Consider the following 14,676-nt stretch of genomic DNA (forward strand, 5'->3'; position numbering starts at 1 on the left):
GTGCGGTCAGGCAGGAGTACGTGGAGGCCTAAACCGCTGCCGTCCAACACCGGTGGGGGCAGATCCGGTCCTGATCAGGCGGGGAGTGCGGCTTCGATCGCCTCGATGACCTCGGGGGCGTCGGGCAGGGTGCGGGGGCTGAAGCGCCAGACGCGACCGTCGGGGCTGATGACGAACTTCTCGAAGTTCCAGCTGATCTTGCCGGCCTTGCCGTCGGCGCCCGGAACCGTGGTGAGTTGCTGGTAGATCGGATGCGCGTTCTTGCCGTTGAGCTTGACCTTCTCGGTCATCGGGAACGTCACGCCCCAGGTCGCGGAGCAGTACTCGGCGATCCTTTCTTCCGAGCTCAGCTCCTGCAGGAACTGGTTGCTGGGGAACCCGATGACCGTGAACCCGCGCTCACCATAGGTCTTCTGCAGCTCCTCGAGCTGTTCGTACTGCGGAGCGAGCCCACAGCGCGACGCGACGTTCACGACGAGCGCGGCCTTGCCGCCCGTGAGCGCGCCGAAGGTGGTCTGCTCGCCGCGAAGGGTGGTGACGGGGATGTCAGAGAGGTCCATGGGTGGGGTCCTTTCGGGAGGGGTTAGGCGGAGCGAAGCGAGGGGCGGTCAGCGCTGGTGAGGTTCTCTCGCAGATCATGAAGCGAGCTGATGAGGCTGTGCGCAGCATCCGGGGCCATCTTCATCGCGTCGGCGACGCACCCCGCGACGCGGTGGAGGGACGCTTGCAGGTCGGCGGATGCCTCGGTCGCGGTCACCATCACGGTGCGCCGATCGCCGGCCGGGCGGGAACGGATGACGAGCCCCGCGGCTTCGAGACGGTTGACGAGTCCGGTGATGGTGCTGGCGTCGAGGTGGAGTTCGTCGGCGATGCGCCCCGGGCTGGTCGATTCGTCACGCCACAGGATGCCGAGCACGAGCAGTTGCTGATACGTCACACCCCACGGCGCGAGCAGGTCGCGGTAGAGCTGCACGGTTGCCTGCGCGGCGGAGTAGACCGCGAAGCACACGGAATCCTCGAGGGTCACGCTGGGTCGGGTCACACGAGAAGCTTTGCATGCAAGTTATTTGGATGCAAGGTTGTTGCGATGGCTCATAGCTCTCTCGTATCTGCGCGCAACGTACGGCCGGCTTGCGTGCCGCGAATCAGTAGTGGTCTCGCGCCTGCAGTATGACGATGTGGTCATCGGTCACGTAGTAGACGAGTCGGTTCTTCTCGTCGATGCGACGAGACCAGGCGCCTGAAAGAACGTGACGGAGCGGTTCGGGCTTTCCGATGCCGTCGAACGGATCGCGCACGACATCCGCGATCAGCAGGTTGATCCGCTTCAGCGTCTTGCGGTCCTGCGTCTGCCAATAGACGTAGTCCTCCCACCCGTTCGGGTCGAAGGTGAGCGATCGCGTCACGCGTCGAGGAGGTCGTGTTGCTCAAACTCTCCGCGACGTGCGCGCTCGACGGCCTCGAGCAGTCGCTCCGCGTTCGCCGGGTTGCGCAGGAGGTAGGCAGTCTCGGTGAGTGCGTCGAAGTCGTCCTTGGACATAATCACGGCGTTGCCGCGGCGGGAGACGACCTCAACGGTCGTGTGGTCCTCGTTGACCTGCTGAATGAGCCCGAACAGGCTCTTTCGCGCTTCGCTCGCGGTGATGGCGGCCATGGCTGCGACCCTTCGGCTGAGTAGTACGTAAAACGGTACCACTCTGGTGTTCGGTCGGGACCGCATTCATGTCTCCGTAAAGAGTGACGCTGTCAAGGCATCTCGAAGTCTGGACGCACCTCGGCGAGCTCGTCGAGTTGCTCCTGCATGCGCGCGTGGAGCAGTCGCCCGTGCTCGATCCACCCCTCTGGCACCGGCTCGGTCTCGTCCCGGGCCTGCCAAACGGCGTTCCACTGGTGGAGATCGGCGGCCAGCTCACGACTGAGGGGCAGATCCCGGGCGGCGAGCGCGTACCGCTCGCTGAAGGACTCCCATAGCGGCCACTCGCGACCCCAATCCGGAAAGAGTCGAATCACGCGCCGCCCGTCTGGGAGGGTGAGCGGAAGTTTCTTTTGGCTCCGCCGCGAGAGGAGCCGGTCTTGCATTTCCGCGCGCATTCGCCACTCACGCGGTGACGTCGGCGGCGAGTTGTAGTCGCCTCCGACCAACCAGATTAGGCCGCGTCCGTGGGTGGAGTCGTCGACGACCAGCGCGACCGACCACAGACGGTCATCTCCGGCGAGCGTCGTCGCGGACGATTCAACGTCTCTGAGCGTCGCGTCGACAAGATCGACCGTGGTCACCGCTGAGCCGGGGCCTTCGAAGACGTAGATCCGGTAGCGCGGCTCGTTCGATTCCCACGATGAGTCTCGTTCGTCGACTTGGATCGCGCGCATGCCACCACGATAGGACGGGGCCCGCTGGTATGAGCCCTCTCGGACGTCCCGATTATGTGGTCGATAACCTGATCCGCGCATCAACGAATCATCCGCACTCAAGTTCGTGGGGCCTGCCCGATCGTTGCGGTCAGACATCCCCAATCGCGTAGCGGTGCATCGTCACGCCACCGGCGTAGGTCGCCTGCTCGAGCAGCTCGAGCCGCACCGGTGAGGTCATCTCATCGAACAGCGGCCGTCCCGACCCGAGGATGACCGGATGCGTAAACAGCAGCACCTCATCAAGCAGCCCCGCCGCGAGGAGCTGCGTCGCGACATCCGCCCCGCCGACCCCGATGTCTCCGCTCGAACTGGCACGTAGCTCACCGAGCCGCTTGATCGCGTCATCCCCGCCGAACACCGTCGTGTTGTACGGCGCCTCGGGCCAGAAGCTCTCCATCGTCTCGAAGACCTTGCGGCCCTGCACCATCATCGTGAGCGCCTCGGCGCGCGCATTGAACTCCTCGTGCAGCTCGTCGCCGATGCTCATCCAGTCGCCGCCGCCCTGCTCGTCGTGCGCGTGCTCGATGAACAGGTCGAGCGAGACGTTCATCCAATACACGAAGCGTGCGGCCATGGGTCCTCCTCGTCGACGCGGTGCGCACAGTTCACCACGCCGGGCGGTGTCGGTGCGAGGGGGTAGTTTTCGAGGATGGTCGCCCACAACGACAAGCCCGTCCTTCATGTCGACACCGTCGAAGACTGGGAGCAGTGGCTGGATGCCGATCCGAGCCCCGACGGCGTGCGGCTGCGCCTGCGCAAGACATCCACGCGCAAGCCGGGGATCACCTACGCCGAGGCGCTCGACGTCGCACTGTGCTTCGGGTGGATCGACGGACAGAAGCAGTCACTGGATGCCGACTACTTCCTGCAGGCCTTCACGCCGCGCCGGCCCCGCAGCCTCTGGTCGAAGGTAAACATCGCGCACGTCAACCGTCTGATCGAGGAAGGACGGATGCGGCCCGCCGGCCAGCTCGAGATCGACCGCGCGAAGGCCGATGGTCGGTGGGATGCCGCCTACCGCCAGAGCGATGGCGACATCCCTGCCGAGCTGCAGGCGGCGCTGGATGCCGACCCGAAGATCGCCGCCGCGTTCGCAGCCCAATCCGCGCAGAACCGCTTCGCGATGACGTTCCGCGTCGGCAACCTCAAGCGACCCGAATCCCGTGCAGCCCGCGTCGCCGAGTACGTCCGGATGCTCGAACAGGGGGAGACGCTCCACTGAGTCGGGAATTCTGGACTCACACCGGGATTTCCGTCACGAAGCTGCGTTTTTCGTATTACGATGCGGCCATGAGTAGCGGCGAGACCATCAACGGCACACCCGTCACCGAGGAGCAGATCGCAGCTTGGGCGGCGGAGGCCGACGCGGGTTACGACGTGGACGCGCTCAAGCGCCGGGGTCGCGGACGTCCCGGTCGCGGATCGGAACCCGCGCAGGTGGTTGCTCTCCGGCTAACTGCCGATGAGCTCGCCGCGCTCGACGCTCGCGCCGCCCGCGAGAACAAGTCGCGATCGGAACTGATCCGCGAAGCGATCGCCGCATACGCCGCGTGAAGATCCACGACGCTGCGCTCAGGCACGGGATCGCGCCCGAAGATATTCGACAGGCCGCTTCCTGGTCGCTGTGGATCGAGGACCTCGACGACGACTCTCCTGCTCGCCAACTAAGGCTGGGATTCGACACGCAGGGGAGGCTGCTCGAGACCGTCGTCCTCGTCTTCGACAGCGGTAATGAGCTCGTCATCCATGCGATGAAGGCTCGACCCCAGATGCTTGACCTGCTGCCTTGACCTCAGTGCTCTCCGTCGTGGGCGTTGTTGAAGGCATCCCGGATCGGGAAGGTGTCGTAGACGATGTGCAGGCGCTCGATCAGGCCGTGCTCGTCGAGTTCTGCGACGTCGACCACGGTGAAGGGTGCGGGTTCGCCGGTCGAGAGTGTCCAGTCGAAGTCGAACCAGAAGCTCACGACCGTGCGGACCTCGGTCGATCCGATCATCGTGGCGCGCAGCGTCAGCCGCGAGCTAGCCGTGTCGGCGAACAGGGCCGGGTAGAACTCAGCCGCGGGCATCGTGCCATACAGGGGAGACTCGACGATCCCGTCGGGCGCGAAGAGCGCGATCACCCGCTTGGCATCGCCGATCTCGAGGCTCGCCAGGTACTCGTGGACCAATCGGTCGACATCCATCCGCGTCCCTCCTTCGGCGTGGCCATGGCTCGACACTAGCGATCCGCGAGGCCGCCGCGTCCAACCGCCTCCACGGGGACCATGGTCCCTATATGTGGTCTGACCACAGTGCCACGATGGTGTCAGGACGAAGGCGTGGACACCGGGTCCACACCAGGTAGGAGGATCCGATGTCCACCGCAATCGATGCACTCGTGGCACGAGCACAAGATGCTCTGGCCGAGTACGCGTCGTTCACGCAGGAGCAGATCGACCACATCGTGCGCAAGGCATCGGTCGCCGCTCTCCACCACCACGGCGAACTCGCCGTCCTGGCCGTCGAAGAGACCGGCCGTGGACTGTTCGAAGACAAGGCCGTGAAGAACATGTTCGCGTGCGAGCACGTCACGCACTCGATCATCAAGCAGCGCACGGTCGGCGTCATCAGCCACGACGAGATCACCGGCATCACCGAGATTGCCGACCCCGTCGGCGTCGTCGCGGGCATCACCCCGGTGACCAACCCCACCTCCACCGCGATCTTCAAGTCCCTCATCGCGCTGAAGACCCGCAACCCCATCGTCTTCGCCTTCCACCCGTCAGCTCAGAACTGTTCGGTCGCTGCGGCGAAGATCGTTCGGGATGCCGCAGTCGCAGCCGGTGCGCCGAAGAACTGCATCCAGTGGATCGCCGAGCCCTCACTTGAGGCATCCGGTGAACTCATGAACCACCCCGGTGTTGCGCTGATCCTCGCGACCGGTGGCAACGCGATGGTTCGCGCGGCATACTCCTGCGGCAAGCCCGCACTGGGTGTCGGCGCTGGAAACGTGCCTGCCTTCATCGAACGCTCCGCCAAGGTCGGCCGCGCCGTCAACGACGTCGTGCTGTCCAAGGCGTTCGACAACGGCATGGTGTGCGCCTCCGAGCAGGCAGTCATCCTCGACGAGCCGATCGCGACCGAGGCTATGGCCGAGTTCACGCGCCTGCACGCCTACGTCGTGAACGCCGACGAGAAGCGCAAGCTCGAAGAGTTCATCTTCGGCGTCCACGCCAACGCCAAGAACTGCGGCGAGGCCAAGCTCAACGCGAAGGTCGTCGGACAGTCCCCGGTGTGGATCGCCGAACAGGCCGGCTTCACGGTTCCCGAAGACACCTCGGTGATCCTTGCCGAGTGCGCCGTCGTCGGACCCCAGGAGCCGCTGACCCGCGAAAAGCTTGCTCCCGTGCTGGCGGTGCTTCGCGCCAAGAACGCCGAAGAAGGCATCTCGCTCTCTGAGCAGATGGTCAACTTCGACGGCCTCGGCCACTCCGGCGCGATCCACAGCAACGACCAGAGCGTCATCGACGAGTTCGCCAAGCGCGTTCGCGCCGTCCGCATCATCGAGAACGCCCCCTCGGCCCTCGGTGGCATCGGCGACATCTACAACGCGTTCATGCCGTCGCTGACCCTCGGTTGCGGTTCTTACGGACGCAACTCCGTCTCCAACAACGTCTCGGCGGTGAACCTCGTGAACGTCAAGCGCGTCGGTCGGCGCAACAACAACCTGCAGTGGTTCAAGGTTCCGGCCAAGACCTACTTCGAGCCGAACGCGATCCGCTACCTCATCGACATGAAGAACGTCGAGCGGGTCACGATCGTGACCGACCCGACGATGACCAACCTCGGTTTCGTCGACAAGGTCATCGATGTGCTGAACCGTCGTCGCAACCGCGTGCACCTGCAGATCATCGACCGCGTGCAGCCCGAGCCGAAGCTCTCGAGCGTCGTCGCCGGTGCTGCCGAGATGCGCGAGTTCAACCCCGACACGATCATCGCGCTCGGTGGCGGTTCCCCGATGGATGCCGCCAAGGTCATGTGGCTGCTCTACGAGAACCCCGACGTGCAGTTCTCCGACATGCGCGAGAAGTTCTTCGACGTCCGCAAGCGCGCGTTCAAGTTCCCCGACCTCGGCAAGAAGGCACAGCTCGTCTGCGTCCCGACCACGTCGGGCACGGGATCTGAGATGACGCCCTTCGCGGTCATCACGGATGACGAGACGGGAATGAAGTACCCCCTCGCCGACTACGCGCTGACCCCGTCGGTCGCGATCATCGACCCGGTCCTCACGTCGGCCCTGCCGGCCAAGGTCGTGGCGGATGCCGGATTCGACGCCCTCACGCACGCGACGGAGGCTTACGTCTCGGTGTACGCGAACGACTACACCGACGGCCTGGCCCTGCACGCCATCAAGCTGATCTTCGAGAACATCGAACGTAGCGCGAAGGCTCGCCCCGGCAGCACGGACCCCGCCGACATCCAGGCACGCGAGAAGATGCACAACGCGGCATCCATCGCGGGTATGGCCTTCGGCAACGCGTTCCTCGGCATCGTGCACGCGATGGCTCACGTCACCGGATCGAAGTTCCACCTGATCCACGGACGCACCAACGCGATCTACCTGCCTCACGTCATCCGTTACAACGGACGCATCCCCACGAAGCTGACCAGCTGGCCCAAGTACGAGCGCTACATCGCTCCCGAACGGTTCCAGCAGATCGCACAGCACCTGGGCCTGAAGGCCGCGACCCCCGAAGAGGGTGTCGAGTCCTACGCCCGGGCCGTGGAGAAGCTGCGTGACCTCGTCGGCATCGAGCGCTCCTTCCAGGCGCAGGGTGTCGCAGAGGAGGCCTTCATCGGCCGCCTCGACGAGCTCGCGATGGCTGCCTACGAAGACCAGTGCGCTCCGGCCAACCCCCGGATGCCGATGCTTGCCGACATGAAAACCCTCATGGAGGCGGCGTACTACGGAACCTCGTTCGACGAGGTCCGTGCCCACCGCGGTGAGGTTGCGGTTGCGGGAGAAACCCCGGCAGAGGCCCCCGCATCCCCGCTCGCCAAGCGCGGCGCGTAGTACGAAATCACTGAAGCCCCGCCGGGTCGCGTTTCCCGGCGGGGCTTCGGCGTGCCCTGATGCCGGGCGGCAGCAACCTCAGCTCGACGGCTCGGGTGCGGCGATTTGGGCGGCACCGCCGCCGATCACCTCTCCCGCGGCATCCATCGCCCGCACCCCGACGTACGCCCCGAGCGTCGCACCCGCGGGGATCGGGATCTCGGTCTCGAACCTCTCCCGCGGCGCGCGTGCGATCTCGACAGCGGATGCCTCATCCGGCCCCGTCACGAGGAGCCACGATGCGACCTCGGTGGCGCCGTTCCACGAGGCGAAGACGCTCGCCGAGCGGCCGTCTTCAACCAGCTGCGCATCCGGGGGAGTGGCGGGGCTCGCCGACCACGGCAGTACGTACGCCCGGTAGCTCGTCCCGGCTGTGAAGGTCGCCTCGTACAGCAGGGTTCCGTCGCGATCGAACTCCGAGTAGAACGGCCGCGAGCCCCACCCAACGACGACGTTCCCTCCGGCAAGCTCCTGCAGGTTGCCCTGTGTCGCCGATAGCCGCTCCTGCTCGGGTGTGTACTGCGTCACGAGCGCGGCAGTCATGGCATCCTCATCGACCGCCAGGCGCAGCCCGCGCGACCAGCCCGCGTCGTCCTCCGACTGGTTATCGAAGAGGGTGATCGTGCCGTCGGCTCGGCGGTGAGCGTCGTGCTGCCACGCGAAGCGGGCATCGCCGTCGATCTCGAAATCGCTGTCACGCCCACCCAAGCGCCAGTCCACGGATGCGCTCTCGCGATCGAGCCGGTAGACCGTGCTCGTGTTGCGCGCCGAAACCAGGAACCCGTCGTCGCCGTCCAGCGATACGGCATTCAGGTGGATGTAGTCGTACGGCTCTGCGCGGGTGCCGCCGTCCTCGTCGAGAACATGCCTCGACTCCGTCACCGGAACTTCGTCGAGCGAGGCCCATTCGAACAGCACCTCGCCGGTGGCGATATCCACCTCCTGCACGTGACCCTCCAGGACGTAGCCGTTGCGTGGGCCCCCGACCTCGGTCAAGTCTGCGGGAGCTGTCACGTACGCGAGAAGCAGCATCGTGCCGTCATCGGTGATCGTCGTCTCGTGCATGTCGGCGTTGCCCGCACCGATCGGTTCCCCGGTCGACACACGCGCGATCTCGGTGTACGTGTCATCCAGGATGATGACCTCGCCGCGCCCATGGAATCCTGACTGGCCCACCCAATAGGTCAGCACCGGCTCACCCTGGTACTCCTGCACACGCAGATCGAACGCCGAGTCATCGCCCGTGTTCGCGACCCATACCGGGTCGCCGTCGCCATCCACGATCGCGGCGCCCTGCATTGCCGACCCCTGGTCGAGATCTTTGGGGCCGAGGAACGCATACATGCCGTCGCGGTCCAGCGTCGCGCCGCGCTCGGAGGTGGTCACGGTCACGATCGGGGGCGTCAGATCAGGCCGGCTCACGAACGACCACGGCTCAGCCGTGACCTCTTCGCTCGGCTCCTGCGTGCTCGTTTGCGCCGCACAGCCCCCGAGCGCGAGCGCTCCCGCGACGCCGACAACAGCGAGGGTTCTGCGACGCACCATTGGGGGAGTGTGCCACGGAACATCGCCCTGGCGGCCCCCGCTGAGGAGATTCTCACACAAGCACCGCCTGTCGTGTCAGAGCAGATTGACGGTGCCGATGACGATCAGCAGGGCTCCGATCAGCACGACCGAGAGACTCAGCACGAGGGAGGAATTCGCCACGAGCCAGTCGCTGAAACGCTCGAGCCGGGGCCGAATCGAATGGCTGCCGAAGACATACGCCAAGACCAGGGCCGCGACCGTCGAGACCGCGACCGCCGTGAAGATCAGCACCGTGAGGCTGCTGCCGACGATGCTGAGGGAGGCCGAACCGATCGCCAGTCCCGCCGCCAACGCGATCGCAAGGTTCTTGGGCCTCACGTTCATCGCAAGTCCGAACGCGAAGGCCCGGCGCGGCCCGACATTGTCGAGCGCCTTCGTCCACGATGGCGCGCTGGCAGGTTCCGGGCGCCGGCGATCGGCCGCCGTGCGCCAGACCCCTCCCACTACGAGAAGCACGCCGATAGCGATCTCGACCACGTGCGCCCAGGACGGCATCCGTTCTGTCGTCGATGGAGGAATGAGGCGAGCCCCGAGCGAGAACAGCGTCACGAGCACGAGCACCCCGCCCGACCACCCCGCGAGGTAGCCGACGCTCGCCGGGATGGGGTTCGGCGAGAGCAGAAGCAGCACGACCGCGAGGATCGGGAACACGCTCAGCGCCGCCGCAACCCCCAGCGGCACGACGTACCACAGCACCGAATCCACCCCTCGACTCTAGAGCCGCGGGTGGGGTGCTCGCGGTGTCAGGGGACGATGAGCACCGGCGCGTTGAGGTTCATGAGCACGTCATGCACCACCGTCGAGATGTTCGGGGGCTCCTCGCTCTGGCCGCGCCCGATCACCAGCATCGCGGCATCGATGGACGCTGTCAGCAGCGCCGGGGCGACGTTGTCGGCGACGACCCGGGAACTCAGGTCGAGGTGAGGGATGTCGATGAGAGCGTGTGCGCTGGCGCGTGCGACGACATCCCGAGCAGCCGACGCGCGGTACTCACCGTTGCTCGACGATTCCTCGTGCGGAACCGGAGGCCGGGCGTGGATGAGGACCAGCTGCTGATCCGTGCGCGCCGCTTCGCGAGCTGCCTGCATCAGCGCGGCATCCGAGGCCTGCGATCCGCTGACCCCGACCACGACACCGTGCCGGCCCTCAAGCGGCAGGTTCGGCACGACCAGGACCGCCGACCGGGCGGCAGCGACGACATAAACGGATGCTGCGCCGAACGCGCGCCCACGCAAGAAGCCGGTGCGGTGCGAACCCACAACGAGAAGGTCGTGCGGGCGGGCAGCGCCCGACAGCACACTGGGCGCGCGACCGTGGACGAGTTCGGTCTGCACGTGGGCGACGCCCGCATCCACCGCGCGGCGCCGGGAAGCGTCAAGCACGTGGATGCCGCGCCGTTGCGCATCAGCCATATAGTCGGCGCCGGCAACGCCCCACGTGTCGTCGACAACGTGCACGAGCAGGAGCTCGGTGGCGTGATCGGCCGCGTACGCGATGGCCCATGCCAGCGCGCCGGTGCTCGGACCTGACCCGTCTACGCCCACGACGAGGCGATCGTAGGGCGATACCCGCCAGATCGTGTCGCCGGCCGGGGCGCTCAACGAGCCGCCCTCGGACAGGCCCACGTGCGAGTCGTGCAGTGTGTTTCGCATCCGTCTGCCCCTCCTGTCTGTTCCAGCATCCGGCCCGCCAAGTTCCCCGCACAGGGTCGAAGGTCCCGCGATAGGATCCTGGCGAGAGAGCCGAGGGACGAGAACGGGGTAACCGGGTGGCTGATATCGAGGCACGGCTGCGCAGTCTCCTGACGGCGAACGCCGCTGTCGTGAGCCAGCTGGAGCTCTCGGCGGTGCTGCGCCGCATTGTCGAATCGGCAGTTGAGCTCGTCGGCGCGAAGTACGGTGCCCTCGGTGTGATCGGACCCGACGGGATGCTCGAGGAATTCATCCACGTCGGGTTGAGTGCCGAGACCGTCGAAGCGATCGGCCCGCCCCCGCGTGGCCGCGGCGTGCTCGGAGCCCTCATCCATGATCCTCGCCCGATCCGGCTGGAGCACATCGGTCACGACCCGCGCTCGGTCGGCTTTCCGCGCAACCACCCGAGAATGGACAGCTTCGTCGGGGTTCCCATCCGCATCCGCGGTGAGGTGTTCGGCAACCTCTACCTCACTGAGCACCCCGACGGCGCCTTCAGCGAAGAGGACACCGAGCTGCTCGAGACCCTCGCTGCCACCGCGGGCATCGCCATCGACAACGCGCGCCTGTACGAAGACTCGGTGCGCCGCGAACGGTGGGCCGCAGCCGCGGCCGAGATGAGCGCAGCCATGTTCTCGGACGAGACCGGCAGGCCGCTGCAGCTTCTGGCCGACAAGGTCCTCCAGCTCACGGATGCCGCCACCGTCGTGGTGATCTCATCGATCAGCGACACCATGATGTGCGTCGAGGTAGCGCGCGGCGAGCACGCCGACGAACTCACCGGCTCCGTTCATGCGCAAGCGGGCACCCTCTCCGGCCGTGTCTTCGACAGTTGGCAGCCGCTGCAGGCCAGCGGCGACACCGTCGAACTCGCGGACGAACTCGTCGCGTGGGGTCCGACGGTGGTCGTGCCGATGCTCGGTGCAGACGGCGCCCCCATGGTCCTCACTGTGGGACGGCCCGTCGGTGCCCCCCGGTTCACCGACAAGGATGTCGACCTCGCCGCGGACCTCGCGGCGCAAGCCACGATCGCCCTCGAGCTCGCGCGAGGAAGGTCCGACCGGCAGGCGCTCGCGCTCATGGACGAGCGCGGCCGCATCGCCCGCGACCTGCACGATCACGTAATCCAGCGCCTGTTCGGTGCCGGGCTCTCGCTCCAAGCTGTCGCTGGCAGGGTCGGCGACGCGTCAGCGCGAACTGAACTGCTCGAACAGGTCGATGCGTTGGATGCTGCGATCACCGAGATCCGCACCGTCATTTTCGCCCTCCGCCAACCCCGCGCCTCATCCGGATCGGTCAGGCACCGCATCGTGGATGTCATCAGCGAGGTAGCCCCCTCGTTCTCCGAGTCACCGCGACTCGTCTTCCAGGGACCGCTGGATCTGCGCACGCCGCCGGATGTTGCTGAAGACGTCGTCGCGGTAGTTCGCGAAGGTGTCAGCAACGTCGCCCGCCACGCTCAGGCGACGGAGACCTCGGTGCGAGTCGGCATCGCCGACGAGATGCTCGTCGTCGAAATCCTCGATGACGGAGTCGGCGTGCCAGAGTCGACGACGCGCCGCAGCGGGGTCGGTAATCTTGAGGATCGCGCCGCGCGCTGGAACGGGGAGTTCGCCCTCACCGGACGCGCCGGCGGCGGCACCCGCCTGCGGTGGGCGGTGCCCTTGGCCCAGGGAGAGACCACATGATCCGTGTCTTCGTGCTCGATGACCACGAAATCGTCCGTCGCGGGGTGGTCGACCTGATCGACGCCGAGCGCGACATGGAAGTGATCGGCGAGGCATCCACAGCCCGGCAGGCACTCGGCCGGATCGCGGCCACCATGCCCGATGTCGCGGTCCTCGACATGCGGCTTCCCGACGGCAGCGGCATCGATGTCTGCCGCGAGATCCGCTCCCAGTACCCGAGCGTCACATGCCTCATCCTCACCGCGTACGACGATGACGAAGCCGCCTACTCGGCGGTGCTGGCAGGCGCTGCCGGCTACGTCCTGAAAGACATCAAGGCCAATGGACTGCTTGACGGCATCCGTGCTGTCGCAGCCGGCAAGAACCTGCTCTCGTCGGCTGCCGCGACGCGGGTGCGCGAGCAGGCACGCGAGACTCGCTCGAGCACGCCCGGTGTCGACCTGACCGAGCGCGAGCGTCAGGTGCTCGAACTCATCGCCGAGGGTCTCACCAACCGCCAGATCGGGGAGCGCCTCGACCTCATGGAAAAGACGGTCAAGAACTACGTGACTGGGCTGCTGCGAAAGCTCGGCATGGAGCGGCGCACTCAGGCAGCCGTCTACGCCACCTCGCTTCGCTCGCAGTAGCCACGCGTCGCCATCCGCGCATCGCGAGCCGAAAACAGTGAGGCCGTCGCAGCGCCCGGTGACGAGTCGGGCGCCGCGACGGCATGCGCGGGGGAGGCTCGCAGATCGACGGCGGGCCCGCTGCACCAGGTTTGGGTTATCCGCCGGATACCTCTCCCCACGTGCGTCGCCGAACATCGTCCAGCGACGAAACCTGTCATCCTCGGCGGGGCTTCGGACGACTTTTGTGGTCTGACATCAGAGTGCCGCACCGAACACCTCAGTCCATAGGGTCTTTGGTCCCGCTCCCATAGGCCGTGTCAGATTCCCGCGACGGATGCCGAGACACCTCTGGGCCGCCCCCTTCATTCGGTCCGGTCGCTGTGCGAGTCGTCGGTTTCCGATTGATGGGTGCATTGCCGAGCGTAGTCGACGGGTGCGAGGTAGCCGAGCGATGAATGCCGGCGGTCGTGGTTGTATTCGGTCTTCCAGCCGCCGATCACGACCTGGGCGTGGAGCAGCGAGTAGAAGCTGTTGATGTTCAGGCACTCGTCGCGGAGCCTGCTGTTGAACGACTCGACGTACCCGTTGTGCCAGGGCGAGCCGGGCGGGATGTAGAACAGGCCGGTGCGGGTGCCGGCCCAGTCGGCCATCGCGTCGCTGATGAACTCCGGGCCGTTGTCTGATCTGAGCGCCGCGGGCGCGCCGCGGACGGCGACGAGGTCCTCGAGGTGGGCGGTGAGCCGGTCCGCGGTGATCGACCGCTCGACAAGCCCTCCGATGCACTCACGGGTGTGCTCGTCGACGATGGAGCAGATCTTGATCGGACGGCCCTGCTCGTCCGCGTCGAACTGGAAGTCCACCGCCCACACGAGGTTCGGTGCGACCGCTGCCGGGGCGTCGACGGTCGAAGACCCAACGCGTTTGCGGCGACGCCGCTGCGGGACGCGCAGCCCTTCCTCGCGCCAGAGCCGCTGGATCTTCTTGTGGTTCACGACCCACCCCTCGCCGCGAGCGTCGTGGTAGGCCCTGCGGTATCCCCACCGCGGATGCTTCTTCGCATACGCCCGCAGCCAGTCCCGCAACGCCAGGTCCGGGTCGGCTGTCGTCTCACCCTGGAGCGGGCGACGGTATGCGGACCTGCTCAGCCCGGCCAGACGGCACGCCATTCGTTCGCTCACCCGCAGCTTGCGCTTGAGGTGGTCGACGGCGGCGCGGCGCCTGCCCGGGCCTAGAAGTTTCCCTCAGCCAGCTGCTTGAGCGCGGCCTTCTCCAGCTCCGCTTCCGCGAGCAGACGCTTCAGGGTCGCGTTCTGCTTCTCCAGCTCCTTCAGGCGCTTTGCGTCGTCGGCCTTGAGGCCGCCGAACTGGTTCCGCCACCGGTAGTACGTCTGCTCGGACACTCCGAGCTCTCGACACACCCCGGCGATGTCGCTACCGCCCGCGAGCATCCTGTCGGCCTGCCCGAGCTTACGGACGACCTGCTCCGAGGTGTGACGCTTCCTGCTGTTCGTCATGATCTGACCAGTCTCACTGCCCGGACCCCCGGGCAACAGGACGACTCACACAACCACCGGACCTACCAAACGGGGTCAGCCCA

At 66.4% G+C, this 14,676-nt stretch carries 17 protein-coding genes; 6 read left to right on the top strand and 11 right to left on the bottom strand.

The genetic code is table 11. The annotated features are described in order from the left end of the window. Nucleotides 1-74 precede the first annotated feature (74 nt). The 6 genes from B4F19_RS13285 to B4F19_RS13310 form a co-directional block, all read right to left on the bottom strand. The gene (locus B4F19_RS13285; protein ID WP_228178545.1) at nucleotides 75-560 is read right to left on the bottom strand and encodes a glutathione peroxidase; all 486 of its coding nucleotides are present in this window, start codon (nucleotides 558-560) and stop codon (nucleotides 75-77) included. 23 nt (nucleotides 561-583) lie between these two features. Continuing rightward, the gene (locus B4F19_RS13290; protein WP_228178546.1) at nucleotides 584-1,042 is read right to left on the bottom strand and encodes a MarR family winged helix-turn-helix transcriptional regulator; all 459 of its coding nucleotides are present in this window, start codon (nucleotides 1,040-1,042) and stop codon (nucleotides 584-586) included. A 103-nt stretch (nucleotides 1,043-1,145) separates the two neighbouring features. Next, nucleotides 1,146-1,406 (bottom strand): Txe/YoeB family addiction module toxin, encoded by a 261-nt coding sequence (locus B4F19_RS13295; protein WP_228178547.1) that lies wholly within the window; start codon nucleotides 1,404-1,406, stop codon nucleotides 1,146-1,148. Next, nucleotides 1,403-1,654 (bottom strand): type II toxin-antitoxin system Phd/YefM family antitoxin, encoded by a 252-nt coding sequence (locus tag B4F19_RS13300; RefSeq protein WP_228178548.1) that lies wholly within the window; start codon nucleotides 1,652-1,654, stop codon nucleotides 1,403-1,405. The genes B4F19_RS13295 and B4F19_RS13300 overlap by 4 nt, the downstream gene beginning before the upstream one ends. A gap of 92 nt (nucleotides 1,655-1,746) precedes the next feature. Continuing rightward, the gene (locus tag B4F19_RS13305; RefSeq protein ID WP_228178549.1) at nucleotides 1,747-2,370 is read right to left on the bottom strand and encodes a hypothetical protein; all 624 of its coding nucleotides are present in this window, start codon (nucleotides 2,368-2,370) and stop codon (nucleotides 1,747-1,749) included. 130 nt (nucleotides 2,371-2,500) lie between these two features. Continuing rightward, nucleotides 2,501-2,986, bottom strand: coding sequence for a dihydrofolate reductase family protein (locus B4F19_RS13310; protein ID WP_228178550.1), 486 nt, complete (start codon nucleotides 2,984-2,986; stop codon nucleotides 2,501-2,503). Between the two features lie 75 nt (nucleotides 2,987-3,061). Here B4F19_RS13310 and B4F19_RS13315 point away from each other — a divergent pair, with 75 nt between their 5' ends. The 3 genes from B4F19_RS13315 (at nucleotide 3,062) to B4F19_RS13325 (ending at nucleotide 4,202) form a co-directional block, all read left to right on the top strand. Beyond that, nucleotides 3,062-3,634: a YdeI/OmpD-associated family protein gene (locus B4F19_RS13315; RefSeq protein WP_228178551.1), complete on the top strand. Its 573-nt coding sequence runs from the start codon at nucleotides 3,062-3,064 to the stop codon at nucleotides 3,632-3,634. A gap of 68 nt (nucleotides 3,635-3,702) precedes the next feature. Further along, entirely contained in the window at nucleotides 3,703-3,966 is a 264-nt protein-coding gene (locus B4F19_RS13320) for a ribbon-helix-helix protein, CopG family (protein ID WP_228178552.1), read from the top strand. Beyond that, complete coding sequence (locus B4F19_RS13325) at nucleotides 3,963-4,202, top strand: toxin (protein WP_228178553.1); 240 nt, start codon at nucleotides 3,963-3,965, stop codon at nucleotides 4,200-4,202. Before B4F19_RS13320 ends, B4F19_RS13325 begins: the two co-directional genes overlap by 4 nt. 2 nt (nucleotides 4,203-4,204) lie before the next feature. Here B4F19_RS13325 and B4F19_RS13330 read toward each other — a convergent pair whose 3' ends face one another. Beyond that, the gene (locus B4F19_RS13330) at nucleotides 4,205-4,597 is read right to left on the bottom strand and encodes a nuclear transport factor 2 family protein (protein ID WP_228178554.1); all 393 of its coding nucleotides are present in this window, start codon (nucleotides 4,595-4,597) and stop codon (nucleotides 4,205-4,207) included. A 170-nt stretch (nucleotides 4,598-4,767) separates the two neighbouring features. Between B4F19_RS13330 and adhE the strand changes: the two genes are divergently transcribed. Further along, nucleotides 4,768-7,467: a bifunctional acetaldehyde-CoA/alcohol dehydrogenase gene (gene adhE, locus B4F19_RS13335; RefSeq protein WP_292735639.1), complete on the top strand. Its 2,700-nt coding sequence runs from the start codon at nucleotides 4,768-4,770 to the stop codon at nucleotides 7,465-7,467. Nucleotides 7,468-7,545: 78 nt separating this feature from the next. On the opposite strand, the gene B4F19_RS13340 is transcribed toward adhE, so the two are convergent. The 3 genes from B4F19_RS13340 to B4F19_RS13350 all read right to left on the bottom strand — a co-directional run bounded on the left by B4F19_RS13340 (nucleotide 7,546) and on the right by B4F19_RS13350 (nucleotide 10,745). Beyond that, nucleotides 7,546-9,051, bottom strand: coding sequence for an arylsulfotransferase family protein (locus B4F19_RS13340; protein WP_292735642.1), 1,506 nt, complete (start codon nucleotides 9,049-9,051; stop codon nucleotides 7,546-7,548). Nucleotides 9,052-9,126: 75 nt separating this feature from the next. Next, nucleotides 9,127-9,798: a GAP family protein gene (locus B4F19_RS13345; RefSeq protein WP_228178557.1), complete on the bottom strand. Its 672-nt coding sequence runs from the start codon at nucleotides 9,796-9,798 to the stop codon at nucleotides 9,127-9,129. 38 nt (nucleotides 9,799-9,836) lie between these two features. Continuing rightward, nucleotides 9,837-10,745, bottom strand: coding sequence for a universal stress protein (locus B4F19_RS13350; protein WP_292727565.1), 909 nt, complete (start codon nucleotides 10,743-10,745; stop codon nucleotides 9,837-9,839). A gap of 116 nt (nucleotides 10,746-10,861) precedes the next feature. Here B4F19_RS13350 and B4F19_RS13355 point away from each other — a divergent pair, with 116 nt between their 5' ends. Both B4F19_RS13355 and B4F19_RS13360 read left to right on the top strand, forming a co-directional pair. Beyond that, nucleotides 10,862-12,472, top strand: a complete 1,611-nt coding sequence (locus B4F19_RS13355; RefSeq protein ID WP_292735645.1) for a GAF domain-containing sensor histidine kinase — start codon at nucleotides 10,862-10,864, stop codon at nucleotides 12,470-12,472. Next, the gene (locus B4F19_RS13360) at nucleotides 12,469-13,098 is read left to right on the top strand and encodes a response regulator (protein ID WP_228178560.1); all 630 of its coding nucleotides are present in this window, start codon (nucleotides 12,469-12,471) and stop codon (nucleotides 13,096-13,098) included. Before B4F19_RS13355 ends, B4F19_RS13360 begins: the two co-directional genes overlap by 4 nt. A gap of 344 nt (nucleotides 13,099-13,442) precedes the next feature. On the opposite strand, the gene B4F19_RS13365 is transcribed toward B4F19_RS13360, so the two are convergent. Then, nucleotides 13,443-14,593 (bottom strand): IS3-like element ISAar43 family transposase gene (locus B4F19_RS13365; RefSeq protein ID WP_292735647.1). Its coding sequence is split into 2 segments (ribosomal slippage): nucleotides 13,443-14,323 and nucleotides 14,323-14,593, totalling 1,152 coding nucleotides; the frame shifts between segments, so codons are not numbered across the junction. Nucleotides 14,594-14,676 lie beyond the last annotated feature (83 nt).

Origin of the sequence: Microbacterium sp. UBA1097 (assembly GCF_002313585.1) — a bacterium.
In the GTDB taxonomy this organism is placed as follows: Bacteria; Actinomycetota; Actinomycetes; order Actinomycetales; family Microbacteriaceae; genus Microbacterium.